This is a genomic window from Streptomyces sp. NPDC089799 (assembly GCF_040684755.1).
Taxonomy (GTDB): domain Bacteria; phylum Actinomycetota; class Actinomycetes; order Streptomycetales; family Streptomycetaceae; genus Streptomyces.
Genome location: NZ_JBFBGR010000024.1, coordinates 80,185 through 102,867, shown reverse-complemented (window position 1 = coordinate 102,867; position 22,683 = coordinate 80,185). Strand labels below are relative to the sequence as shown.

Genomic DNA, 22,683 nt, shown 5'->3' with positions numbered 1-22,683 from the left:
CTGGACTGGCGGCTCGGCTGGTGTGTGATCAGCTCGACTTGTCGTGGACGAGGACGAGTTCGGTGCTCGTCCGGCGTCGGGTGGGGCGCCGCGCGGAGCGGTCGGAGACCAGGCCGGCGATCGCCCGATGGGTCTCGTCGTAGGTGTCACGGCGTCGGGTGAAGCGTTGCAAGGGCGCCCATTGCCGCAGCTCGGCGTTGGTGTGCTCGACGCAGATCCGGGCCGAGGACTGCCGCCGTCGTGCCTCGCTCCAGGCCCTCTTGTCGCCGTCACACGCGTCGTCCTTCGGTCTCTTCGGCGGGGCGGTGATCTGATCGGGGAACTCCTTGGCCAGCCCGGCATACCCGGCGTCGGCCTGGGACCTTACCGACGGGTGAAGCCGGAACTGCTCAGCGATGCCCCCAGTGCGTACGGCGGTTTGGTCGTGCATCCGGCCGGGCCGTACGACCCCGGACAGCAGCATCCGGCCCTGTCCGCCGCTGAACGTCGTGGTCTTGATCGTGTTTTGCTTCCGCTTGCCCGAGACGAAGGCGCGGCGTCCAGGGCGGCCCGTCTGTGGGCGCCTGACCTGGGTCTCGGCTCCGTCGAGCCGCAGTTCGACGCCCTCGGCCTCGGCGTAGGCGAAGACGTCGGCCAGAGTCCGCAGTCGCAGCCCGGGCCGGTCGGGCACCGCGAAGCCGCGGGCCGCGAGCAGCGGGCGGACCTGCCGGATCGCCGCCGAGACGGTCGAGCGGTCGACGTCGAAGAGCTCGGCCAGGACCTCATGCGGCAGCTGATGGCGCAGGTACACCAGTGCGAGTAGCAGCCGGTCGCAAAGGACCAGCTTCGGCCTGCGCCCCGCCCCGGCCGCCCGCTTGCGCTCACCACCCCGAGCCACGCGCAGCTTGGACTGCCGTGCCGCCTCCCACGGGCCGGCGAGTTCGGCGAGCAACTCGCCGAAGTGTGCCCGGGAGACGCCGGACAGGGCAGGATGGGAGCAGGCCGTGCGGGGCCCAGGTCAGCTTCACAACTCACCCAACCCGCACGGACCTTTTCTCACGTCACGGCCGACTGACCCGCCGGTACCTCCGCCTGGTCATAGCGAGGGGTAGTCGTAGCGTATGAATCCCTTGAAGCTCGCCACTTTGTCGTACAGTGCGCGGGCGGTGGTGTTGTCCTCCTTGGTGGTCCAGTACAAGCGGGATGCGCCCCTCTCCCGCGATGCCTCGGCCACCTGCTCGATCAGCGTTCGCGCCACGCCTCGGCCGCGCGTCGCCTCATCGACGTAGAGATCCTGGAGGTAGCAGCTGTCTTCCATCCAGAACGTCCGGTGGAACAGATAGTGCGCGATGCCGACCAGCCTCCCGTTCGACCAAGCGCCGAGGCCGTGGAACTCTGTGCGGCGCCGTAGCCGCTGCCAAGTCTCCTCATACCCCTCGTCCGGCACCGCTGTGCGGTAGTACGCCTTGTAACGGCGCGCCAGCACTTCCCAGGCGGCGCGATCCTCCTCGCGCAACGAACCAACGCTGATCATGGCTGTCCTTCCTCGGTCGCGTGCGCGCAACTGATCTGCCGACCCGCGGGACGCAGCCTGAGAGTCGCCTTGGCGCCTATGCCGTCGCCCATGCGCCTGCGAGGCGCCACCAGCAGGTTGAGCACGTCGTACGGATGCGCTGCGACCAAGTGAGCACTGCCACGGACACCGGCGCGTGCGCCCCACCTGGCATGCACTCCGAGCGATCCCGCAGGAACCAACTCGGTGTGGCCGACATGCCACTCGGCGACCATCTCATCCGGCGAAACCGGCGGGCCGCCGAGCGACCGAATCGCGTCGGCGTCTGCCCGGGACACCGTGGGGACGCTGTCCAGCAACGTCCCATCCATGTCGAAGACAATTGCACGCATGGCTCACGATCCTGGCCACTACGCCCCGCTCAACGCCAGGGCCAATTCCCAAGCGCTGGCCACATTCAATGGTGCCGGATCACGGCAGTCCAGGACATCCCGACCGCAAGCTCCCCCGAGGTCGTAAGGCCTGGCCAGGCTTCGGTCCGCTTCTCCAGGCGACTACCACGCGGCAGGGTCACGGACATGATGTCGCTGGGGCAGTCCAGTGCGATGCGGTGCGCGCGGGCCCGCGGTCGGGTCGATGGAGGGGCATGATCCAGATACGCCAGAAACCCGCCACGGGATGATCTTGCGTTGTTGAGGGCCTTGCCCCGTCACCCGTACAGCCCAGTGTCGTTGGTGGTGATGTTGGATTCCGTCAGGGGTGGGGTGGGCTGTGACCTCGATCGAGAGGACCGCGTATCCGCGGTTCAAGCGGCTGATCACCGCGCATGAGCTGCATCTGTTCTTCGCGCCGAGCCGTGATGAGGTCGAGTGGGCCGCTGGCCGGACCGACTGCGACGAGCACCTCCTGGCCCAGCTGCTCGCGCTGATCCAGGCAGTGGCCTTGCGCAAGCAGGGCTTCACGATCCGGCAGATCCAGCCACACCTTCTGATCAAGGAAGGCAAGCGCAAGGGCAAGAACCCCAGTGTCGGCGCTATCTCGCAGGCGCTGCAGGCGCACGACGCCGAGAACTGAACCCGCCTCGCCTCGCTTCCCGGCCCGTACGATGCTTCCGCGATTTGGCGGTGCACTGCGTACGGGCCAACGGCCCGTGGCCGGCGCAGTGCCTACGTCGCTCTCAGCTGAACCAGCGGGCGTGCGCTTCTCCGGCGGCACGGCTGAGGATCTGGGCCAGGGCGGCGCGGCTGCGGCCGCGGGTCTCTACTGCATGGCAGTTCGGGCATAGGGCGATCATCTGTGAGGGGTGGTCCCGCCCGCCCGCGGCCAACTCCTCGATGTGGTCCACTTCGAGGATTAGATCCCCCGAGTCGGTGAGGTCTTCTGGCTGCCCAGCGCACCCCGGGTTCTCGCAGTGCCCACCGCTGCGAAGGAGCACCGCTCGGCGAGCGGCCGCGATCCGAGCTGGCCTCCCACTGGCCTTGCCCCTCCTGCCCTGCATGGAGGATTCCCGCTGCTCGGTCTGCCTCACCAGCACTCTGTACCGCTCGCCCTTGCTGGCCGTCGTCGCTGTGACGACGTCTGCTTCGGCCTCGATGGGAGCGCGCATAGGGCGTGAGGCGTTCTCGCATTTCAGGTGCCGAGACCGCCCCGGCGGCAGGCCGCGCTTCTCGCACACTGGGCACAGCCGGTCAGAAGAGGCAGTTGCTGCCTGCGCCGGCGTAGCGGACGGCTCTTCGCTCCGCGTTGCTCCAGGCTTGGCGGCTCCTCTGCCTATGGAGCCCGTGAGTCTACGATCAAGCTGCGCCTGCAGTCGCGCAAGGTGGTCCCAGAGGTGGTCATTCCGCTGCTGGAGGCGCTGAAGACTGCTCTCCAGCTTCTGGACTTTCGGGGACGATCCCCCTGGGCCACGTTCGCGCTGCCGTGCTCGGCGATGTTCCTCGGCTTCCTGGTTCACCTTGGCTTCGCCGGCTTCGGCGTTGGCTTTGGCGCGCTCCACCTGCTCCCTTAGGGAGTCGACCGATATCAAGGGGGAGGGGACCGCTTCCCAGGGCGGGATACGCACTGGGCGCATCGACTTGGGTTGCCTTCTACCCACGCTATGCAGCTCCGTCGCAGGTGCCCTGCCGGGTGGTGTCCCGGCCTGCCTTCGTCATGCGCTGAGAGTAGAGCCTCGCCGCTGCCAAGACACCGTGTCCGAAGCAGGAATCAAAGACTCCGGCATTTAACTCATACCAGGCAAATCAGGCTGGCGGCCGCTCGGGCCCGCGGCTGGCCGCGCCTTCCAGCCCGAAGGGTGGGGCCTGCCTACGCTCCCCCCATGAATCGTGCGGCCGATCAGCTCCTGCCTGCCCTCAACTACGGCGGCCCGCTCGCGTGTGCGGAGTGCGGGGGCCCGGCCCGGCAGCCGGCGGCCGGGGTGGCCCGGGTCGAGCAGCGCGGCCGGTACGGCTGGCGCATCTGCCGGGAGTGTGACCGGGAGGTCGCGGCGTGGCGGAGCCGGGGCCGGTCGGCGAACCCGCTCGCCGAACTCGTCGCCGTCCGCCGGGACCTGGTGGCCGCGCTCGTGGTCCGGGATGTGATGCGCCAGCCGTACCGGGTGCTGACGCCGTACTCGGAGGTGCCGGGGACGCTGCCGGTCGATGACCCGGCGCTCCGCCGGTGGCATCACATCCCTGACGGACTGCTGGACCGGATCGTTGACCAGGCGTTGACCGTGCGTTGGACTGTTTCGGCCTGAGCCCGGATACACCCGTGCCCCCGCCAGTCGGTGACCGGCGGGGGCACGGGTGTTGCGGACTTAGTAGCCGCGGTGCCAGGGGATGCCGTTGTTCAGCAGGTCGTCGTCTGCGAGGCAGAACACGGAGAACCCGAGTGCGGCCAGGGCCTGGCGGGCGTCGTCAACCTTGGGGGTCTCGTTGGTGACGGCGGCGATCAGGGGGCGGACGTAGTGGAGTCCGCCGCCGACGAGGGCGTACCACTTGGCCTCCAGGGCCCTGCTGCTGTGGGCGGGTTCCAGGCGGCTGGCGGCTGCCTCGATGTCGCGGCGGTGCAGCGTGTGGGTGGTGCTGCCGATCGGGATGGGGACAGAGTCGGGCATGGTGTCCTTCCTGTGTGGTTAGCGCTTGGCGGTGATGGTGAGCTGGGCGGCGCCGGTCTGGAGGTCGTCGTCAATGCGCAGGGTCACGCCGCCGGCGGTGCGGGTGGCGGGCTGGCTGCCCGAGGCGGCGATCATGCGCGCGGTGTTCTCCTTGACGAAGCCGGTGGCCTTGGCGGTGTCCAGGCCGGGGACTGCGAGGGCGGTGACGCACTTCTCGAAGAAGGCGGTGACCTTGGCTTCCTGGCTGGCGGCTTCCTGGGCCTTGCAGGTCGCGTTCAGGACGGCGCCGTCGCTGGCGTACGCGGTGGCGGTGGCCTTCAGGTAGAGGCCCGCCGTGGTGCGCTTCTGGTTCTTGCCCTTCCAGTCCTTGAACGCTTCAGCTCCGCCGGGCGGGGTGTACTGCTCGCCTTTGGACTCGAAGTCGATCCCGGCGCCTTCCATGGCTGCGACCCAGGCGGGCATGTTGAGGCCGGTCAGCGTCGCGGCCGGCCGCGCCTTGGCCGGGGTGGTCTTCTGCGTGGGTGCCTTGGAGGGCTGGGCCGGGGACGGCGCCGCGGCGGTGGCGGACGGCTTGGTCTCGGTCTTGCTGTCGTCGTCCGGGCCGATCAGGGCGCCGAGCACCGAGATGAGGATGAGGCCGCCGAGGAGGCCGCCGCAGCCGATGCCGATCTTCTTGCCTGTTCCCATGGGGGCCTTCGCCGGCGGCGGGGTGGTCTGGCCGTAGTGCTGGTTCTGCATGGTGCTGCTTTCTCGCTTTGGGGGTTGTGGTGTGAGGGGTGTGGCGGCCGTCAGTGGCGGCGCTTGCCGCCGTTGCGGCTCCCGCCGCTGCTGCTGCCGCTGGTGTTGCTGCCGGAGTCCGATCCCAGGTCCGGCACGGGCACCTTGCGGACCCGGCCGTTGGCGTCGAGATCCTCGTACGCCGTCTCGGGGCACTGGTGGGCCTCACGGACGGCTGACAGACGTACGTTGGTGAACTCCGGCGCGTATACGGAGAGGCCCTCGGTGTAGGACTGGAAGCAGATCCGCCACCGGCGGGTGTCGGCGGTGGCGCCGGGCACGGTCGCCTCGCCCTCGTACATCGGTTCCAGCGTCAGGTTCTCGACCGGGATCCGGGCGATCTTGAGGCGCTCGCGGACCTCGGCCATGGTGTGGACGCCGAGCAGGCTCGGCATGGTGACGCTCGCCGGGGTGGGCCTGGCTGCCGGTGCGCTGGGGGGTGCCGGGGGCGTGTACGAGTACGTCGGCAGGGGTTTGGGGTCGGGCAGGCTGCAGCCTGTCAGGGCGGCGGAGAGCACGGCGAGGGTGCCCGCCGTGAGGGTGCGGTGCATGGGTCGGGTTGCCTGTTTCGTAGGGTGCTGGGCGCGGGCCCCCGCCGGATTGGACCCGGCGGGGGCCCGGTTGCCGGGCAGCGCGGTGGGGGCCATCAGCGCACGACGCAGGAACGCCGCATCCGGAACGGCATGACGAAAGGGGCCCAGGCGCCGCAGGTCATGAACGTCATGAGGATGTCGATGCCCCAGGATTTCCGGACCACGACCGGCTGAATGTAGGGGGGCGGCTGGTGGCCGTAGGGGACTGCGTAAGGGGCGGGTGCCTGGTAGGAGCCCGGGTGCGGCTGCCCCGGGTACGGGCCCGGGTAGGGGCCGGGGGCTGCCTGGTAGTGGCCCGGCGGGGGCTGGGGTGCGCTGGCGTACGGTCCGGGCTGCTGCCCGCCGTAGGAGGGGTGGCCGCCGTAGCCCGCGGGCGCGCCGTAGGCGCCCGGCTGAGGGATCGCCGGAGGCGCGGCAGGGCCCGGGTACGGGGCGTGGGCGGGCGGTGGCGGTATGGGGGCCGGGTAGCCGTAGGCGGGGCCGAACTGATCGGGCGGGGGCGTGGTCACGTCGGTGTCCTTGCGCATGGTCGGGCAGGCTCTGCCGGTCGGCAGGGCTGGAGGGAAGGGGGCGGCTTTACTGCCGGGCCGGGGTCATCCGGGCCAGGGCTGTCAGGGCTGCGCCGTAGTCGGGGCCGGGTTCTACCCGCGTTGCCCGCAGCCGCTGGGCGCGCCGGTCGGCGGCCTCACGACGGACCTCCGGCAGAGTACGCGCCCGGGGTGTCATGGATTGCCAGGGGGTCATTCTGCGTCGCAGAGCGGCTGAAACTCCGCGGCCGGCGGCGGCCAGGCGCTCCGCGGACCGGCACACCACCCGGTACAAGTACGCCTTCATGTGGGCGTCCCACCGTTCCTCTACCCGCAGGCCCGCGAAGGTGCGGCCGACGTGGGGGCATGACCCAGATACGCCAGAAACCCGCCACGGGATGATCTTGCGTTGTTGAGGGCCTTGCCCCGTCACCCGTACAGCCCAGTGTCGTTGGTGGTGATGTTGGATTCCGTCAGGGGTGGGGTGGGCTGTGACCTCGATCGAGAGGACCGCGTATCCGCGGTTCAAGCGGCTGATCACCGCGCATGAGCTGCATCTGTTCTTCGCGCCGAGCCGTGATGAGGTCGAGTGGGCCGCTGGCCGGACCGACTGCGACGAGCACCTCCTGGCCCAGCTGCTCGCGCTGAAGTCGTACCAGCGGATGGGGTGCTTTCCGAAGCTGGACGAGATCCCGGAGACGGTGGTCGACTTCGTCCGCCGCGCGGTGGACCTGCCGGAGGGCACGGTGGCGAAGGCCGCGAGCCGTACGGCGGAACGGCAGCGGATCGCCGTACGCCGGCGGACGGGCTTGTCGTACGACAAGGCGAGGGCCCGGAAGATCGCCGAGGCGGTGATGCGGAGTGAGGCCGTGTCGAAGAACCGCCCGGCCGATCTGATCAACATCGCGCAAGGTCGCTGACTTTCTCCGGGCCGCCGAGCTGGAACCTGCCGAGCGCGACGCGCTCGACCAAGGGGTGGCCGTACCGCGTGGCCAGGGCTACACCCTGCGCGTCAGCGCCACCCCCGCGGTCCACCGCCAGCTCCTCATCCGCTGCCAGTCCCTCGACGGCACCCCGGGCGCCCCAGCGCTCCCAGCCCAGCGCAAGGCGCGCCGCGAGTACGAGAACCGCGTCACCGTCCTCGCGAGCAACACCCCGTAGCGAGACCTCCGGTCTCCAAGATCATCCCGTGGCGGGTTCCCGGCGTATCTGGGTCATGCCCCTACGGCATCGGGGTCGGCAAGACCGCTGAACGGCTCGGCGCGGGCTGCCCACTGGCGGCGGTCACGGACGACGAGATCGGCGAGGCCCTCGAACTCCTCTCTCTTGGGCAGTGCGGCGGTCAACACCTGGAACGCACGCCGCGCGTCGGTGCTGTCGTGGCTCGGCTGGTGCGGTGAGCGCGGCTACGACGGGCCGCAAGTGCCGGCCTGGATGAAGCGGCTGACCCCGCCGGACTCGGAGACTCCGGCCCACTCGAAGATGGCGGTCGACCGGCTGATCGCCCGCCGCGACGTCCACCTTCGGGAGAAGACGCTGTGGCGGATGCTGTACGAGACGTGCGCGCGGGCGGAGGAGATCCTCGGCGTCAACATCGAGGAGCTGGACCTCGCCGGACGCCGGACCCGGGTGAAGGCGAAGGGAGCCCGGCCGCGTACGCGACGCCGGGGTGCTCCGCGCGAGGAGTTCGTGCTGGAGCCCGTGTTCTGGGACGCCGGTACTGCCCGGCTGCTGCCCCGGCTGATCAAGGGCCGTACGCGCGGCCCGGTGTTCGTCACCCACCGCAGGCCGGGCCCCGGCAAGGTCCTCAGTCCGCGCGGTGTCTGCCCGGACGCCGGGCTGGTCCGGCTGTCGTACGGCCAAGCCCGCGCCCTGCTCGACGCGCACACGGCCGTCGGCGGGGTGCCAGGCGCGGGCTGGGACCTCCATGAATACCGGCACTCCGGACTCACGCACCTCGGCGAGGCCGGGGCCAGCCTGCCGATGCTCATGGCGAAGTCGCGGCACAAGAAGCCGGAGAATGTACGGCGCTACTTCCATCCCTCGGCGGAAGCGATCGCCGAGGTCACCAGCCTGCTCGCGCCCGGAGACAGCCGGCGTTGACCGCCGTGCGGATCGGCCGCTGTGGATGTGTTGGCGCGATTCAGGCCGCCGCGCCGAACCACCTGGTCAGCGCTTCGTGCATGTGATTGCGCATTGACTGGCCCGCGGTGTCATCCGCGGCCCAGGCCAGGTATCCGTCGGGACGGACGAGGATGGCGGAGGCTGGCAGGGACCGGTCTGCGGATCGGGCAGTGATGACGTCCACCCGGTCCGTCCAGGCGTTGGCGGCCTCGGCCGTCGCTGAGTTTCCGGTGAGGTCCACGAGCACGGGGCGGGCTGCTCGCAGCCGTTCGGCGATCTGTTTCCAGCCGTCGGTGATGTGCGTCCGGAGGTCGGGCAGCCACCGCCCGGCGAGTGAATGCCCGGTGTCGTGGCCCATGTCGTACCGGATGTCGGTTCCGGCCAGGAGGGCTGCGATGCGCGCGCGGTTGCATGGTTCGTCGAGCAGTTCCGCCAGCAGGTCGCGGGCCGCGGTGATCTCGGCTGCCGGACGCATCAGGGCCATCTGGGCGCGGGTCTGCATGAGCACTCGCCGGCTGACCGGAGCCCGCTCGCTGGAGTAGGTGTCCAGCAGCCCGGGGGGCGCCCAGCCGTGGATCTGGGCGGCGAGTTTCCAGCCGAGGTTGATGGCGTCCTGCATGCCCAGGTTCAGCCCCGGCCCGCCGACCGCGGAATGAACGTGCGCGGCGTCCCCGAGCAGTAGGACGCGGCCGGCGCGGTAGGTGTCGGCCTGCCGCGAGTTGGTGCCGGTGAGGCGGCGCAGCAGGTGCGGTCCGGGGGTAGTAGGTGGGCTCAGCGGCAGGTCTGCGCCCAGGACGCGGCGGACGCTGGCCCGGAGTTCATCGAAGGTCATCGGGGTGCTGTCGTCAGCCGGTGGCTGGTCCCACTCGAAGGTGGCTACGAGGTGGATACCCGATCCAGGTTGCATCATCGCGAAGGTGAGCACGCCGCCCGGCAGACGGTTGTGGGCGTACGGCCGAAGGCGCATGCCCAGCTCGGACAGGTCGAGTTCCCCGGTGGCGGGATCCAGCAGAGCGCCGGGGATGACGGCGTGTCCCGCGCGGGAGGCGAAGCTGTCGTCGGTGGTGCCGGGGAAGGCGATGCCGACCTGCTTGCGGACCGTGCTGTGGCCGCCGTCCGCTCCGACCAGGTACCGGGTGCGGACCTGGTAGGCGCCCTGCGGGGCTCGGATGTCGAGGGTGACGGCGTCGTCATCCTGGTGCAGGGCGGTCAGTTCGTGCCCGCGGCGGATCTCGACGCCCAGTTCTCGGGCGCGCTCTTCGAGTACCTGCTCGATACGCGCTTGCGGAACCTGAAGGGCGTGCAGCGGGTTGTCGGGCAGGTCGCGCAGGTCCAGCGGCAGGCCACTGAACTGGTAGAAGGGCAACGGCTGCGCACGCTCGGAACGACCGGTGAGGGGCTCGTACAGGCCGCGCAACTCCAGCGCCTGGACCACGCGGCCGACGAGCCCGTTGGCACGGGGGACCTCGCTGCGGGTGTGCAGCCGCTCCAAGAGCAGCGGTCGCACGCCTGCGAGTCGTAGTTCACAGGCCAGCAGCAGCCCGTTCGGGCCGCCACCGACGATGGTGACGTCAGCAGTCATCACGTTCTCCTTCGGTTCGCCGGGCAGGAGGCGTCCAGCCGCGACTGCATGTCAGCCTGGACTGACGGCGCGACCTGATGTCAGTCTGGATTGACAATCGAGGGATGTCAATCCAGACTGACAGGCATGGAATCGGGAGATCTCTCAGAACGCCTCAGGTCGCATGACCCTGCGGTGGGGCTGCGGGCCGTGGGCGCCTTGCACCGGCTGGCCGAGCAAGTCGAAGCGGCAGCAGTCACACGCGCCAGGGAGCAGGGATGGTCCTGGGAACAGATCGGCGATGCCCTCGGCGTCTCCCGGCAATCCGTGCACGCCAAGTACGGGAAGTGAGACGACCAATGTTCGAACAATTCGCAGCAGGTGCCCGTGCGGCCGTCACTTCGGCACTGGGCGAAGCCACATTGCGTGGCGATCGCCGCATCGGCACCGAGCACCTTCTTCTGGGAGTGCTCCACGAGCCCGGCGCGGTACGGGCCCTCGGAACCGACCTGGAAACCGCGCGTGCTGCTCTCGATTCCCTCGACCGGTCCGCGCTGGCCGTGGTCGGCATCGACGTCCAGGGGATCGAGCGGCCGCCGATTCCCGCCTCGCGCAAGCGCACCCCCTTCACCTCCGGCGCCCGTGCCGTCCTCCCACGCGCCCTGGCTGAGACGAGGAAGGCCAGTAGTCGGCGCATCACACCAGAGCATCTTCTGCTGGCCCTGCTCGACTGTGAGCAGCCGGATCCCGCGGCAGAGCTCATGGCAGAGCTCGGCATCGACCGCGCCGCTGTCCGGGAACGCATTCGGACGGGCGCCTGAGACGCGGGGCGTCCTCTCGCAGGGCGGGGCTCTCGGCCGCCGGTCTCACTCGTCTTCGGGGGCGTCCGGGTCGCGCAAAGGCCTCAGTCCGCCGGGCAGGTCGGGGAGCTGGAAGGAGTAGCGGCCGAGCATGTTGATGTGGTGCCGCACGAACGGGGAGAGGCGGGCGACATCCTCGTCGCGGACGTCGAAACTGTCCGCGCGCAGTCGCGTCACGGCGGCGTCCATGTACCTGGTGTTGAAGAGCACAAGGGCGTTGAGGACCAGGCCCAGGGCGCCGATCTGGTCCTCCATGCCGTCCTGGTAGCGCTGGTAGAGCTGCCCGGCGCGGCCGTGGAAGATCCTCCGGGCGAGCGCGTGCCGGCCTTCCTGGAGGTTGGCCTGCACCTTGATCTGCCTTCGATAGCCGGGCTCGTCGGCCAGGCGCAGGATGTGCAGGCTCTTCGCGATCCGCCCGTAGTGCGCGATCGCGTCGCAGAGCGGGGTCGGGCGCCCGTCGCGGGAGAGCAGCCGGATGACGTCGTAGGCGCGGACGGCTCCGGTGTGGAGGAGCCGATGATCCGCAGGATGTCCTCCCGGTGCCGCTCGATGCGGGCGAGGTCGACCCGGCCGCGGGCCGCGTCCTGGAAGGCGCCGTAGTCCGCGGTGCGGTCGATGCGCCACATCTTCTGATCGGGCAGGTCGGCGAGCTGCGGGGCGTACGCGAACCCGGCGAGGGTGAGCAGGCCGAAGACGATGTCTGCCCCTGCCGCAGTAAATGCGTAGACCTCGCCTGCGACGGCCGGAGAACCCGCCGCAGGTCGCGATGATCACGGTAGAGGCTCCGCCGCAATAAATCCGGCATTTACTGCGGCAGGCCAGTTGATTGTGCCGCGCTCAGCCGGTCCGGGTTCGTCCGTGCTTGCGGTATCCATCCAAAACGTCCTGACGGAGCAGGAGACCGAAGCCGGCGGACTCCAGGCGCAGCCCTAGCTGAGCCTCATTGATGCCAAGATCGGCTGCGGTGTTCGCCAGGTGCCAGTCGTTGGCGGCAAGCCTGCTGAGAAGGTGACCGCGACGGACCTGGGTCTCCGACAGACGAAACGTCTTGAGGTAGGCGATCCTGCCCCTGTCGTCGGCGATGGACTCACCGATGTGGTTCTCCTGCTTAGGGCGGAACGGCGGCAGGAAGCGGGAGAGCGTGAAGCGCCCCATCTGGTAGACCGACTGCCAGGTATAAGCGTGCTCCAGCAGGCCGGCCGCCATGGTTGTGTCGTGAAAATATGTCCAGGCATGTTCCTGCTCGGCAACTGCCCTGCGCAGGTGGGCTAGGGAGCGGATCTGCGAGCCAGAGATGCGGGCCCGGAAATCCTGTACCGGTGGCATCAGCGTGGCGTAGTGGTGGATCAGTTCGCCATATAGGTCCTGCAGGAGTGTTGGGTGGAGGGCTCGGTAGTCGTCGGGATGCGGGACCGCGAACGTGGCCGCGAGTGCGTCAGCGACGTAGACCATCACACCGCATTGGTTGGGGTGGATCTCGAAGATGCGCAGTGCGTCGGCGAGTCCGCGTACTTCGGCACCCACATAGGCTTCCTCGACGCGAGGGGAGAGCCCTTGGCGGATTGCACGCTGCGACCACTCCTCCCAGGCGATCGAGGGGCCGCCGAAGTGGAGTGCCAGGTAGCCTTCCAGTGCCAGGTGCATGGGGAGGAACCGCAGCCGGTCTTTGGCCTGACGGCGGGCCATTCTGCGGTGGAAGTGCAGGCCCATTGCAGCGGAGGGAGCCGCGTTGCCGTCGGTGGAAAGCTGGGTGCCGTAGGCGGCTGCCGGCGTGCCATCGTCAGTCCATGTAGCGACGAATCCATGTGGGATGTAGGAGATATAGGCATCGCGTGGGCCGACCTCGACCAGACCGGCCGCATCGCCGTAGAGCTGAGAGCGCAGGCGGAGATCGGCGACAGGTTCGTCACGTACGAGCGGCACCAGACGGACGGCACCCCAGACCTGTGAGGGGCGGGCGGCAAGGCCGGTCAGGTCCAGTGTGGTCATCGCGCCTGCTCCTGCTGGTGTCCGCTCAGCATTCGAGCGGCACGGGTGTTCATGTACGTGACCAGTTCGGCCAGGCCGGTCCGGCCTTCTGCGAACTGGGCGAGTTCCACCAGGGCGGGAAGGTCCTCGGCGTCACGGATACCCGCGGTGGGCACGGTCGAGGACAGTCGACGTACGTCGAAATCGGCCGCGTCGTAGACGGGGTTGAGATGGACGATGCTGGTGCGACGCTCGGGGTCGAGCCGAGTGCGCCAGATGCGCAGAACTTCGGCGGCCAGGCCGGGAGGTGCGTTGTCCCATCCGTCGGAAACGATCACCAGCCTGGACGGTGTGGTGTCCAGCGCGTCGAGGATCCGCCGTCCCACTGGCGTGGGCCCGTACGGGTGGGTCAGCAGTGCGTCAGTCCGCCCAGACGTCCACAGTCCGGTGTAGTTGCTGGCAAGGGCCGCGAGCAGATAGTGGCAGGCCAGTGCCACGGCCAGCGGTCGACGACGCTTGTGAGTCGAACCGAAGGCGGAAAAGCTGTCGTCCAGGACGGCGGTGACCTTGCCCCAGCTCCCCCGGTGGGAGCCGGCCACCCGGTCGGCGGCCGATTCCAGGCCATGGGTCAGCTCGGCACGTCGGCGCAGGCGGTCCTCGACCGGCAGCGAAAGCACATAGGTTGCCAACCGGGTCAGCGGCATGCCGGACAGGTCTGCCTGTACTCCTGTGATCCCGATCTTGTGCGCGGATTCCTGCAACCGCAAGGTCTCCAGGCGGGTCATCCGCGGGGCTATGCGCTCCAGGAAAACATCCCGGGGGATGTTGTGCTTGGCGGCGAAGCCCTCGGCAGCCGTATAGGGCAGCTCATACAGGGCGGCCTGCTCGTAGTGCGCGCGGCGCCACGTCTCCAAGAGAGGGGTGGCGTAGTGCTTGCGGGTCAGCGGCGCAAATACAAACGCACCTAGCTCCTCGGTGGCAGGGGCCAGGTGTGCGTGACGAAGAGCTCGCTTGAGGCCGCTGCGGTACTTCACGGCATCGAACGCCAGGTCCGGGCGGGCGGACAGCCAGTCACGCATGATCGCGCGAGTGCGACGATTGTTCACCCCGGCCCGGCGTAGGGCATCGAACAGCCCGTACACGCGTTGTGGCGGCAGCGTCGCCAGACGGCACGCGATCAGTCGGCCCTCGCTGCGACGCTGGTCGGCAGTGGCCTCACCGGTGGTCTCCAACAACTGTCTGATGATGAGGACTGCGTTGTAGTCGTTGATGTCGAGCGCAAGTACTCCGGCGTACAGGTCGCGGTAGTTGCCCAGCATGTATGCATGGAGGAAGTCCAAGGACAGCCGCTGCTCGCCCGCGTCGCTGTGGAATTCACGCTGGCCGGTGGAGGTGATCGCTGCGTTGACGAAGAGCAGTACATCGTCGGCTGCGACGAGGTCCCCGTACGAATCCATCCCATTCATTCCTCAAGGGTGCGGATGCCGGCCGGGGAATGGGGGCACGAGCTGCGAATCATTGCTTCAGAGGCAGGTTCCGGAAGTCGCACCGGAGTCCCGCGGCCGGCCCCAGGACCGTAACAGAGCAGGCCACAGGCCCTCTACTGGTTTTCTTCACCTCGCCTGCATGCGGCGATCCTCGCGCCTGACACCGCACCACGAGCAGCGGCGCCCGAAGCCATAAGAGGTGGCTTCGGGCGCCGCTTCGACTGTACGGCCGCCGAAGCCGTCATCGAGGAGCTGGGTGAAGTTGCGGCACCGGCCGCCGTCGCAGACGAGGATGTGGGGCTCGCTCTCGTGCATCCAGCACGACAGGCACAGGCCGCTGCGGCGAACCTGGCGGTTGGTCCAGAAGGCGAGTTCGACGCCGGAGCTGGTGGGCGTCGCGGTCTTCCTCCGGCAGGCGCCACCATACGGGAGAGGCCAGCACCGTCGCCCAGGCGCGTGTCCGGGGCAGCCACGTGTCGGGATCCCTCCAGGCGAGACGCCGGCGCGGTTCGCTCACAGTGCCGTACAGACGCAGGTTCATACGTTCTCCACGGTGGATCGCGCGGCCTGGTCGGCCGGGGCCCGGGGTCCCGGCACGGAGGCCGCGGCGAGGTTGAGGCGGGCGCCCATATCGAGGTTCACCTCGCCGTAGGGCCGGACGTGGGACCAGAACAACGGGGTCAGGCCGCGCCGGTCCGCGGGGGTGGGGAGGCCGGCCCACTCCGGTTCGCCGAGGATGTCCTGGAGCATCAGGGTGTTCACGAAGACCAGCGCCGATTGCAGGGTGTGCAGGCACAGCACGAACATCTGCTGCTCGTCGCGCCGGTTCGAGGCGATCTCCCCGCCCTTGCCGTAGGCGATCACGGAGTTCGCGCCGTTGGAGGACTCCATCACGTTCAGGCCCTCCTCGACCTCCCGCTGAAGGTCCAGTCGGTCAATAAGCACAGTTCAGAAGGCGTCTCTGATGGCTTCCGCTCATGCTTGAGACGGTGATCCCTCTCAGGATCCGAAGACCTTCGTCCTCCCCAGACCGGCGCCTTGGTGGAAGTGACCGACCCGGCCCAGCCGTACGTGCAACCAGGCCGCCGGATCACCTCAGCCACCTGACCCGCCGCCAGGCGTAGCCCCAGTGATGGCCTGTGTCTCCCGCTCGCCCATGTCCTGCAGCGGCACGCCGTCGATGTTGCTCAGAATGACGCCGACCCAGCCGGTGTACGGGTAGATGGTCCACTTGGCGGAGACACCGGGGTTGCCGCCGGCGCGCTGGCACTTCCATTGGCCGTTGACGATGGAGACCGCAATCCCGTACGCGCCGAACGACGCCGGTCCGTGGGGGATCTTGGCCCCGGTGAGCACATCGGCCCAGGGCCGGTCCAGGAGCGTCCCGTCGCCCAGCGCGTGCGCGAACCGGACCAGATCCGGCGCGGTGGCGAAGCCACCGTCCCCGGGGGCATCGATGAAGGCGCGGGCCGGATTCCTGCCGAGTACGTTCGGGTACGGGCTGCCCCTGTCCAGATTGCGGACGGCATCCACCTGGCTACCGTCGGCCAGCGTCATGTACGGGTGCGCGATGTGCTTGTCGGCGAGCCACTGCGGCCTGGTGCAGAACGCCGAGCCAGTCATCCCGGAGCGCTTGAAGATGTGTTTCTCGACGTAGTCCCAGTACGTCGTGCCGGCCACGGCCTCCACGATCAGCGCGGAAATGGTGACCTCCGCCTCCGCGTGAGCGGTGCCTGGGGTGCCCGGGACGCCCACCAGCTTCGCCCGCCGGGCCCGCTGCTCGTAGTACTTCTGCACCTCGTCCCGGCTCTGGAAGACGCGTTGCACGTCCTCCTCCGGGCTGTCCAGCCCGGAGGTGCCGGAGAGCAGGTGGTGGATGGTCACCTGGTCGGCGACGTCTTTGGCGAAGCCCTTCAGATGGCTGCCCACCGTGTCCGACAGCTTCACCTTGCCCTGCTGCGCCAACTGCAAGATGGCCACCGCACCGAATGGCTTGCCCGCCGAACCGAGGCTGAACGCGACGCCCTCGTGATGGCGGATGCTCCTCTCCTTGTCGGCCATGCCGTAGCTGCGCGACAGCACCGTCCGGCCCTGGTGCGATAACAGCACCACGCCGGAGAACCTGCCCTGAGCGGCCAGCTGCGCCACGTATCGGTCGTAGGCTCCGCCGGGACGGGTGTCCAGTGGGATGTCGGGGTCGCCCGGGGTCGGACGGTGCGGTCTCGCAGCCCAGGCATGGCCGGGTTGGGCGCCCACCAGCGGCGCGCCGGTCGCCACCACGCCGGCGGCCGCTGCCCCACCCCACCTGAGCAGTCGCCGCCGATCGGTACCACGTACGGAATCCGAGTCCATGATCACGATCCTTCCCTGATCGACAAACCGGCCGTTGCCGGTCTGCTGCGGTCCGTGCCGCTACTCAAGACGGAAGGCTGTTGCGGTGGCGTATGGGGTTTTCGATACGCCCGCGATACAACGAAGCTCCGGCATCAAGGAACTGGCGCAAGCCGACAGTGCGAGGTGCTTGGGCGGAGCACCTCACGGATCCATAGGTCCGAGGTGATGCCTCATCCGGTTCAGAGAAGTGACCAGCCCAAACGAGATCGCGCCGTTCCACAGGGCCTTCACGGCTCAGGCCCAGGACTCGGGTCCGGTGCCCTGCCAGTCGAAGAGGGCCTCGTCGGTGAGGTCGACGTCTTCGGCGTCGGCCATGCCTGCCCGGTAGAGGAACTCCCGGACGTCCCGCTCGCTGGTCGCGCGGCCGAGCTCCTCGCGCCGGTAGGTCACCAGGCGGCGCCCCCGGTCGTCGGGAGGGTGGATGGTCACTCTGGACTCGTCGGCCATGGCTCCAGAGTCGGCTCCGGGGCCATGGGCCGCACTCAGGCGATGTCCGGTCGGGTCCATGCCGCCGCGTTCGCTGGCCCCCGGGGCCGGCCCGTTGCCAGTGGTCGGCGGGTCTACTGTCAGAGGCGGCTTCTACCCTGCGCGCATGGAGCGCGAGATCAACGTTCCTGAGGCATCGGTGGCGCCCGGACTCTGCCGGAAGTGCAAGAAGCCGTACAAGCCGCTGCGGGATGGAATGTGCCAGCCCTGCTACAGACGGGCCAAGAAATACGGCTCCGCGATCTACATCCGCGAAGAGGTCGAGGATGTCACGGTGGAGTGGGTCCGAGGGAAATGCACCCAGAAGGGGGACTGTCTGGTCTGGGAGGGGACGACCGGCAAGGAAGGGCGGCCGCAGACGAGCGACCGCCGGTCTTACCGGGAGGAAGGCAAGACCCTCCAGATCGCGCTGCATCGCTGGATGTACGAGAAGGCCACTGGGGAGACCCTGCGCAAGGGCCAGCACGTTCGCCAGACCTGCGGCAACAAGCTGTGCCTTGCCGCCGGACACTTGAAGGCATCTGTGCCCCGGCAGGGGAGGACGCCGCTGGGTGACGCGGGCCAGTACAAGGGGAAGCGGGAAGATCATCTGGAGCGCTGCGCGAACGGGCACGAGCGTACGGAGGAGAACACCTACCGCGATGCCCACGGTCGGCTCGCATGCCGAGAGTGTGTCTCCCATGCCCAGGCCGCCCGGCAGGGCAAAGGCCCGGACGAGCACCAGTGGAAACCGCGGAAGAGCTGGGAGAACACGCCGGAGTGCCCCAACGGCCACACGTTCGCGGAGGTCGGCTGGTACGACAACGGAGAGACCCGAATCTGCAAGCGGTGCTTCGCGGAGAAGGAGCGGAAGCGGTGGCTACGGGTGAACTACAACATGACTCCGGAGGACTTCGAGGCACTGCTGGTGGCCCAGGACCTCGCGTGCGCGATCTGCTCCCGCAGCTTTGATCCGGAGACACTGCCTCCGTGCGTCGACCACTCACACGTGACCGGGTTGGTCCGCGGGTTGTTGTGCCAGCGGTGCAACCTGGGGCTCGGGCATTTCGGCGACGCAACCGACAGGCTCCGTTCGGCTGTGCGCTACCTGGAGATCGCTGAGCAGCGGGAGCCCCAGGACTCCTCCGGCGTCACGTCGCCTTCGTGATTCAGTCGGCGGGAATCGCCAGGCGTGCTGCTCCATGGGCGCGGCCGCCTCAGGCTTGCGGCTACCGGCTCATTCCGGGCTGTCGACGCTCCCCAGCATGTCCAGGGCTTTGTCGAGCCGAACCTGCCTGGCCTCCGGCGTGAGCGCCTGAAGCAACGGCAGGATCAGCAGGTAGCGTCCGGTCTTGTCGAGCGCCTCGAACGCCTTCTTGGCCTCAGGGTTCGCATCGAGCACCGCCGCGAGGTCGGACGGTACCGTCGCCGTCTTCTGCGACTCGTAGGCCGCCGCCCATCGCCCGTCCTCCTGCGCCCTGCGCACCTCGGCCAACCCGGGTTCACGCATCCGCCCCGTGGCGGTCAGCATCGCCACCTTGTCCACATTCACTTGCGACCACAGGCTCTTGGGTCGACGTGGCACGTACTTCTGCAGGTAATGCTGCTCGTCGAACGACCGCCGTTGCCCAGAGATCCAGCCGTAGCACAGCCCAATGTCGACCAATTCGTCGTCGGTGACCGTCGGAATGCCGGACTTCTTCTTGGCTACCTTGATCCACACACCCTCGTGGCGCGTGTAGTGCTCGGCCAGCCAGCTCTCAAACGCCGCAGCGTCCGCGAAAGCGATGATCTCCACCCCCGTGATCTCATCCATGCGGCGCAGGCTATCGCGCGCGACCCCGGAGCTCCTCGTGGTACAGGTAATTTGGCCGGATGAACCATGACGTGGCGGGGCTGGTGGAGACCTGGCTGGCGGGCCCGAATTCCGAGGCCAACGGCTACTTCGGATACCAGGCCGTCGAGCACTACCGGCCCGCCGTCCTGCACTGGCTCACCACCGGCTGCGGCACCGACGGGCAGCCCGACCCCGACCTGTACCTGCAACCCACCCCCATGGCGCTGCAGAACTGGGCGATCGGCTACGCGGTGGCCGCCCGCTCCCGGGATGCCGCCTGCGGGGCCGTCCGCTCCTTCTACCGGTGGATGGAGACTGCCGCCCCCGCCGGGCCCGGGCTCGTCCCGGCCGGCACCGCCCGCTCCCTGCAGTTCCGGCGCGGCGGCAACTTCTCCGCCGGTTTGCCCGGCCGGGACCTCCTCACCGCCGACCAGTGCCGCTGGCTCGCCCAGGCCGCCGACCGCTACCCCGGCACCACCCGCGAACGCCCCCCACGCGCCCGCGCCCTGGTCTACCTCTGCCTCAACCACTACCTCTGGGGCCGCCACCACGAGGACGACATCCTGCGCCCCGGCCAGATCACCGCCATGCGCCTGACCGGCCGCCACCAGGAACAGCACCGCACCACCTGGGACGTCCCCCAGAAGAACGCCGCCTCCGACGCCACCCGCCTCCAGCCCGTCCACCACGACGCCGTACGCGCCATCGACGAATACCTGCCGCTGCGCGCCGCCGCCGTACCCGACACCGGCCACCTGTTCACCACCGTCAACGGCAACCCCCTCGAACCCCAGTCAGTCCTCCGGGTCCTGCGCGCCGTCGCCGCCACCCACCCCGACCTCGAAGACATCGCCCCCACCCTCTCCGCCGACGCCATCACCCACTCCCCGCCTGCCGCCTGACCGGGTGGGAGAAGCGGCTCGTACAGTGGCCCGGTCGAAGCAGGGAGGGGACATCTGTGACCGGTCGTTCGTATGCCCGCAGCGCACCGCGCGAGCACCAGAGCGGGCCGGCCGCCGACCCGCGGCGCCGGTGGGCGGTGGTGATGCTCCTGGCCGCCACTGCGCTGGCGGCCGTCGCCGGGCTCGCCGCGGCCCAGCCGCGCGACGGCGGCCTGGTGGTGGCCGCTTCGGTCCGTTCGCACCCCCTGCTGATGGGCTTCACCGCCCTGGCCCTGTTGGCGGGTTCTGTCCGGCTGGGGGTACGGACCCGGCGGCTCCGCCTGGGTTTGCTCGTTCCGCTCGGTGGCCTCGGCCTGGTGCTGATGTTGTCGGCACCGCTCGTCCTCCTCGTAGTGGGGGACGTCGAGGAGACGGCCCGGGTCCCCGCGCCGGGCCGCGGGGACCGCCGGCTGGTGGTGGAGGAGGGATCAGCCGCGATCGACCCGCTCTGGTACGTGTACGTCCACCAAGGTGGGGGGCTTACCGAGCGACGATGGCGCGTCGGATTCTTCAACGGGGACGCCATGGGGAACGAGCTCGCCGATGCTTCCTGGGAGACCGCCGACCGGGTGCGGATGGTCACCGGGGACGGCGCGGTGCACGTGGTGCGCATCGCACCGAACGGACGGCCCGAGCGGTTCGTCTCGGTGCCATGAGTCGCCGGCCCGCACCGCCTGGGCTCCACAGGCCAGCCGCTGCCAGGCCTGTGGTGATCCTCTCCTCGCAGTGCGGGACCCGGGAAGGCGGCGGTCCGGTCAGTAGGGTCGGCCCGAGGCGCGGTTCTGGTCTTTCGACCAGCCCGTTTCCCCGGACCGCCCTCCGAACCGGACGTGCCCGTTAGCCGAGCATCCGGCCTCCACGAGCCCCAACGCCGGGCCGCCACTGGGTGACACCGGGGCCGAGGGCCGCGACGACGCCGTGATCTCTGTGGGACAAGATCGGCGACGGCCAGTGGGTCTCCGACGCCTTCGTCGATACAAACAGTGACCAGCCCGTGGCCCCGCCCTGCGACCGCCCCTGACACCGCTCGGCGGGAGAACTCCCACGCCTCGGGGCCGAGGCCCCCACTCGACGGGACAAGAGGACGCAGGGCCGCGTCCGGGGCCAACCGGGCGCGAGGACCATCCGTACAGCCATCCATCCAAGGCGCGAGAAGTGTACAGTTCTGTACATGAGTGAGACTCTGCCGATCACCGAAGCGCGGGCGAAGTTCGGCTCGCTGGTCCGCCGGGCGTCCCACGCCCGGGAGCGCATCACCATCACCGACCACGGCCAGCCCGCGGCCGTGCTCATCAACCCCCAGGAGCTCGCCGATCTGGAGGACGCGCTCGCCCTGGCCCTGTACCGGGAGCGGCAGTCCGCCGGCGCCGCCGCGACCGTCCCCCACGATGATGTCCGCGCCCGGCTCGGCCTGGAGCGCGGGTGACCTACGCGATCGTCTGGGACGAGCCCCCCATCGACGCGGCCGCCCACTTCCTCAAAGACGACCCCGAGGGCCTGCGCCAGCTGATGGACGCCGTCGACCTCCTCGCCGACCAGCCCCGGCCCGAGGGCACCACCCCCTTCGGCTCCGCGGACCTGCGCCGGATGCATGTCGGCCGCTACCGGGTCCTGTACGAGATCACCGAGGCCACCGTCACCATCGTGGTCATCCACCTCGGCCGCCTCGGCTGACACACCCCAAGAGCGCGCCCAGATGGGCCGGACCGACCACGGTCCGGCCCATCGCCGTTCCCCTGTCGGACCCGTTGGACCCAACAGGTCCGACATGGTCAGAGCCGGCCGTCTTCCGGAGGCGTCCGCGGTCCAACCGAACCGCTTCGGCGCCCGGGCATCGGATGGACCAGAGCAGCCTGCTCGACCAGCTCCGGACCGCTGGAGTTCCCGCTCAGGCGCGGCCGGGCCTCAGCGATTCGCCTGGTGCCCAGCAAAGCTTCGGCCGCCGCCCAGTCGATCCGCTCGCCGCCCACAAGAACCTGACGCTCGCACCATTCGGTTTGCTCCGAATGGCAGCTCCCCGCAGATGCGGGGACGACCCTACGCATCGGGCCGGACGTCCTGGTGCCGGCTCCTGGATACCGTCCGCCTCGGGCCCGAGGACGACGTCGCCATGGCCACCGCCTCCCAGCTCCGCAGGGTGGTCACCGGTCTGATCGGATGGGCCGCTGGCACGTCGGCGACCGCGACAACCTCATCGTCTTCGACGCCAGCGCGACGCTCCACGCATGGTCCACCTCCTCGACACCCTCCCAGTCGAGGTCCTGGGACGGATGCGTTCCGACCGGGTCACGTGATGGCCGACACCCTCGCTCAGGGAGTACGCCCTGGCCCATCCCCAGGGCGGGCGACCGCTGAAGCACGGCAAGGAGTTCCGCCTCGCCAAGCCGGACACGGGGTGAGCCTGAACGCGGCCACGACGCAGGTCACCGACTGATACGGCACCACCCGCGCGAGGAGCAGACGTGAACATGGCGGCCCTCGGGAGCCGGCTTGTCGCCTGGGGAGAGGCACCGGACAGGGGAGGATTCTGCCGGAGTCGAAACTGGGGCCTCAGGGCCGC

Annotated in this window: 27 protein-coding genes and 3 pseudogenes; 14 read left to right on the top strand and 16 right to left on the bottom strand. The window is 69.3% G+C overall.

Annotated features, from left to right (window positions below; translation table 11 throughout):
• Positions 1-28: 28 nt before the first annotated feature.
• The 3 genes from AB0O36_RS25105 to AB0O36_RS25095 form a co-directional block, all read right to left on the bottom strand.
• The gene (locus tag AB0O36_RS25105) at positions 29-931 is read right to left on the bottom strand and encodes a transposase family protein (RefSeq protein WP_365114242.1); all 903 of its coding nucleotides are present in this window, start codon (positions 929-931) and stop codon (positions 29-31) included.
• A 144-nt stretch (positions 932-1,075) separates the two neighbouring features.
• A complete protein-coding gene (locus AB0O36_RS25100) occupies positions 1,076-1,513 on the bottom strand; it encodes a GNAT family N-acetyltransferase (RefSeq protein ID WP_365114240.1) in 438 nt (145 codons plus the stop codon).
• Positions 1,510-1,884 (bottom strand): HAD family hydrolase, encoded by a 375-nt coding sequence (locus AB0O36_RS25095; protein ID WP_365114238.1) that lies wholly within the window; start codon positions 1,882-1,884, stop codon positions 1,510-1,512. The genes AB0O36_RS25100 and AB0O36_RS25095 overlap by 4 nt, the downstream gene beginning before the upstream one ends.
• A gap of 379 nt (positions 1,885-2,263) precedes the next feature.
• Between AB0O36_RS25095 and AB0O36_RS25090 the strand changes: the two genes are divergently transcribed.
• Complete coding sequence (locus tag AB0O36_RS25090) at positions 2,264-2,566, top strand: hypothetical protein (RefSeq protein WP_365114237.1); 303 nt, start codon at positions 2,264-2,266, stop codon at positions 2,564-2,566.
• Between the two features lie 103 nt (positions 2,567-2,669).
• On the opposite strand, the gene AB0O36_RS25085 is transcribed toward AB0O36_RS25090, so the two are convergent.
• Positions 2,670-2,837 carry an HNH endonuclease signature motif containing protein gene (locus AB0O36_RS25085; RefSeq protein WP_365114235.1) on the bottom strand — a complete coding sequence of 56 codons (168 nt, stop codon included), beginning with the start codon at positions 2,835-2,837 and terminating at the stop codon, positions 2,670-2,672.
• A gap of 486 nt (positions 2,838-3,323) precedes the next feature.
• Between AB0O36_RS25085 and AB0O36_RS25080 the strand changes: the two genes are divergently transcribed.
• Positions 3,324-3,500 (top strand): hypothetical protein, encoded by a 177-nt coding sequence (locus AB0O36_RS25080; protein ID WP_365114233.1) that lies wholly within the window; start codon positions 3,324-3,326, stop codon positions 3,498-3,500.
• 309 nt (positions 3,501-3,809) lie between these two features.
• Positions 3,810-4,229 (top strand): hypothetical protein, encoded by a 420-nt coding sequence (locus AB0O36_RS25075; protein WP_365114231.1) that lies wholly within the window; start codon positions 3,810-3,812, stop codon positions 4,227-4,229.
• 60 nt (positions 4,230-4,289) lie between these two features.
• Here the strand turns inward: AB0O36_RS25075 and AB0O36_RS25070 are convergent, their stop codons facing one another.
• From AB0O36_RS25070 to AB0O36_RS25055, 4 genes are all read right to left on the bottom strand, one after another.
• Positions 4,290-4,589, bottom strand: a complete 300-nt coding sequence (locus AB0O36_RS25070; protein WP_365114229.1) for a hypothetical protein — start codon at positions 4,587-4,589, stop codon at positions 4,290-4,292.
• Between the two features lie 18 nt (positions 4,590-4,607).
• The gene (locus tag AB0O36_RS25065; protein WP_365114228.1) at positions 4,608-5,327 is read right to left on the bottom strand and encodes a hypothetical protein; all 720 of its coding nucleotides are present in this window, start codon (positions 5,325-5,327) and stop codon (positions 4,608-4,610) included.
• 50 nt (positions 5,328-5,377) lie between these two features.
• Positions 5,378-5,917 (bottom strand): hypothetical protein, encoded by a 540-nt coding sequence (locus tag AB0O36_RS25060; RefSeq protein ID WP_365114226.1) that lies wholly within the window; start codon positions 5,915-5,917, stop codon positions 5,378-5,380.
• A 95-nt stretch (positions 5,918-6,012) separates the two neighbouring features.
• Positions 6,013-6,486 carry a hypothetical protein gene (locus AB0O36_RS25055; RefSeq protein WP_365114224.1) on the bottom strand — a complete coding sequence of 158 codons (474 nt, stop codon included), beginning with the start codon at positions 6,484-6,486 and terminating at the stop codon, positions 6,013-6,015.
• A gap of 491 nt (positions 6,487-6,977) precedes the next feature.
• On the opposite strand from AB0O36_RS25055, the gene AB0O36_RS25050 reads away from it, so the two are divergent.
• The 3 genes and pseudogenes from AB0O36_RS25050 to AB0O36_RS25040 all read left to right on the top strand — a co-directional run.
• On the top strand, positions 6,978-7,406 hold the full coding sequence (locus AB0O36_RS25050; RefSeq protein ID WP_365114223.1) for a DUF4158 domain-containing protein: 429 nt from the start codon (positions 6,978-6,980) through the stop codon (positions 7,404-7,406).
• Between the two features lie 55 nt (positions 7,407-7,461).
• A complete protein-coding gene (locus AB0O36_RS25045; RefSeq protein ID WP_365114221.1) occupies positions 7,462-7,647 on the top strand; it encodes a hypothetical protein in 186 nt (61 codons plus the stop codon).
• 62 nt (positions 7,648-7,709) lie between these two features.
• Positions 7,710-8,589: pseudogene (locus AB0O36_RS25040) on the top strand (site-specific integrase); the annotation flags it as partial.
• A gap of 40 nt (positions 8,590-8,629) precedes the next feature.
• Here the strand turns inward: AB0O36_RS25040 and AB0O36_RS25035 are convergent.
• A complete protein-coding gene (locus AB0O36_RS25035; protein ID WP_365114220.1) occupies positions 8,630-10,192 on the bottom strand; it encodes an FAD-dependent monooxygenase in 1,563 nt (520 codons plus the stop codon).
• Between the two features lie 126 nt (positions 10,193-10,318).
• Between AB0O36_RS25035 and AB0O36_RS25030 the strand changes: the two genes are divergently transcribed.
• Both AB0O36_RS25030 and AB0O36_RS25025 read left to right on the top strand, forming a co-directional pair.
• A complete protein-coding gene (locus AB0O36_RS25030; RefSeq protein WP_365114218.1) occupies positions 10,319-10,522 on the top strand; it encodes a helix-turn-helix domain-containing protein in 204 nt (67 codons plus the stop codon).
• Positions 10,523-10,530: 8 nt separating this feature from the next.
• Positions 10,531-10,992, top strand: a complete 462-nt coding sequence (locus tag AB0O36_RS25025; RefSeq protein ID WP_365114217.1) for a Clp protease N-terminal domain-containing protein — start codon at positions 10,531-10,533, stop codon at positions 10,990-10,992.
• Between the two features lie 45 nt (positions 10,993-11,037).
• Here AB0O36_RS25025 and AB0O36_RS25020 read toward each other — a convergent pair.
• The 6 genes and pseudogenes from AB0O36_RS25020 to AB0O36_RS24995 all read right to left on the bottom strand — a co-directional run.
• Positions 11,038-11,747, bottom strand: a pseudogene (locus AB0O36_RS25020) (Tn3 family transposase); the annotation flags it as partial.
• Positions 11,748-11,868: 121 nt separating this feature from the next.
• Positions 11,869-13,020 carry a hypothetical protein gene (locus AB0O36_RS25015; protein ID WP_365114215.1) on the bottom strand — a complete coding sequence of 384 codons (1,152 nt, stop codon included), beginning with the start codon at positions 13,018-13,020 and terminating at the stop codon, positions 11,869-11,871.
• Entirely contained in the window at positions 13,017-14,456 is a 1,440-nt protein-coding gene (locus AB0O36_RS25010; protein ID WP_365114213.1) for a hypothetical protein, read from the bottom strand. The genes AB0O36_RS25015 and AB0O36_RS25010 overlap by 4 nt, the downstream gene beginning before the upstream one ends.
• Positions 14,457-15,023: 567 nt before the next feature.
• The gene (locus AB0O36_RS25005) at positions 15,024-15,431 is read right to left on the bottom strand and encodes a Tn3 family transposase (protein ID WP_365114211.1); all 408 of its coding nucleotides are present in this window, start codon (positions 15,429-15,431) and stop codon (positions 15,024-15,026) included.
• A gap of 150 nt (positions 15,432-15,581) precedes the next feature.
• Positions 15,582-16,634, bottom strand: coding sequence for a serine hydrolase domain-containing protein (locus tag AB0O36_RS25000; protein WP_365114209.1), 1,053 nt, complete (start codon positions 16,632-16,634; stop codon positions 15,582-15,584).
• Positions 16,635-17,114: 480 nt separating this feature from the next.
• The gene (locus AB0O36_RS24995) at positions 17,115-17,327 is read right to left on the bottom strand and encodes a hypothetical protein (RefSeq protein ID WP_365114207.1); all 213 of its coding nucleotides are present in this window, start codon (positions 17,325-17,327) and stop codon (positions 17,115-17,117) included.
• Between the two features lie 145 nt (positions 17,328-17,472).
• On the opposite strand from AB0O36_RS24995, the gene AB0O36_RS24990 reads away from it, so the two are divergent.
• Positions 17,473-18,513, top strand: coding sequence for an endonuclease VII domain-containing protein (locus tag AB0O36_RS24990; RefSeq protein ID WP_365114205.1), 1,041 nt, complete (start codon positions 17,473-17,475; stop codon positions 18,511-18,513).
• Positions 18,514-18,582: 69 nt separating this feature from the next.
• Here the strand turns inward: AB0O36_RS24990 and AB0O36_RS24985 are convergent, their stop codons facing one another.
• Positions 18,583-19,161: a YdeI/OmpD-associated family protein gene (locus tag AB0O36_RS24985; protein ID WP_365114203.1), complete on the bottom strand. Its 579-nt coding sequence runs from the start codon at positions 19,159-19,161 to the stop codon at positions 18,583-18,585.
• 59 nt (positions 19,162-19,220) lie between these two features.
• On the opposite strand from AB0O36_RS24985, the gene AB0O36_RS24980 reads away from it, so the two are divergent.
• From AB0O36_RS24980 to AB0O36_RS24960, 5 genes and pseudogenes are all read left to right on the top strand, one after another.
• Positions 19,221-20,084, top strand: coding sequence for a hypothetical protein (locus tag AB0O36_RS24980; protein WP_365114201.1), 864 nt, complete (start codon positions 19,221-19,223; stop codon positions 20,082-20,084).
• A gap of 56 nt (positions 20,085-20,140) precedes the next feature.
• Positions 20,141-20,779: a hypothetical protein gene (locus tag AB0O36_RS24975; RefSeq protein ID WP_365114199.1), complete on the top strand. Its 639-nt coding sequence runs from the start codon at positions 20,141-20,143 to the stop codon at positions 20,777-20,779.
• Between the two features lie 515 nt (positions 20,780-21,294).
• The gene (locus tag AB0O36_RS24970; RefSeq protein ID WP_365114196.1) at positions 21,295-21,549 is read left to right on the top strand and encodes a type II toxin-antitoxin system Phd/YefM family antitoxin; all 255 of its coding nucleotides are present in this window, start codon (positions 21,295-21,297) and stop codon (positions 21,547-21,549) included.
• A complete protein-coding gene (locus AB0O36_RS24965; RefSeq protein WP_365114194.1) occupies positions 21,546-21,797 on the top strand; it encodes a type II toxin-antitoxin system RelE/ParE family toxin in 252 nt (83 codons plus the stop codon). Before AB0O36_RS24970 ends, AB0O36_RS24965 begins: the two co-directional genes overlap by 4 nt.
• Positions 21,798-22,167: 370 nt before the next feature.
• Positions 22,168-22,554 (top strand): annotated as a pseudogene (locus AB0O36_RS24960) (transposase); the annotation flags it as partial.
• Positions 22,555-22,683: the final 129 nt, after the last annotated feature.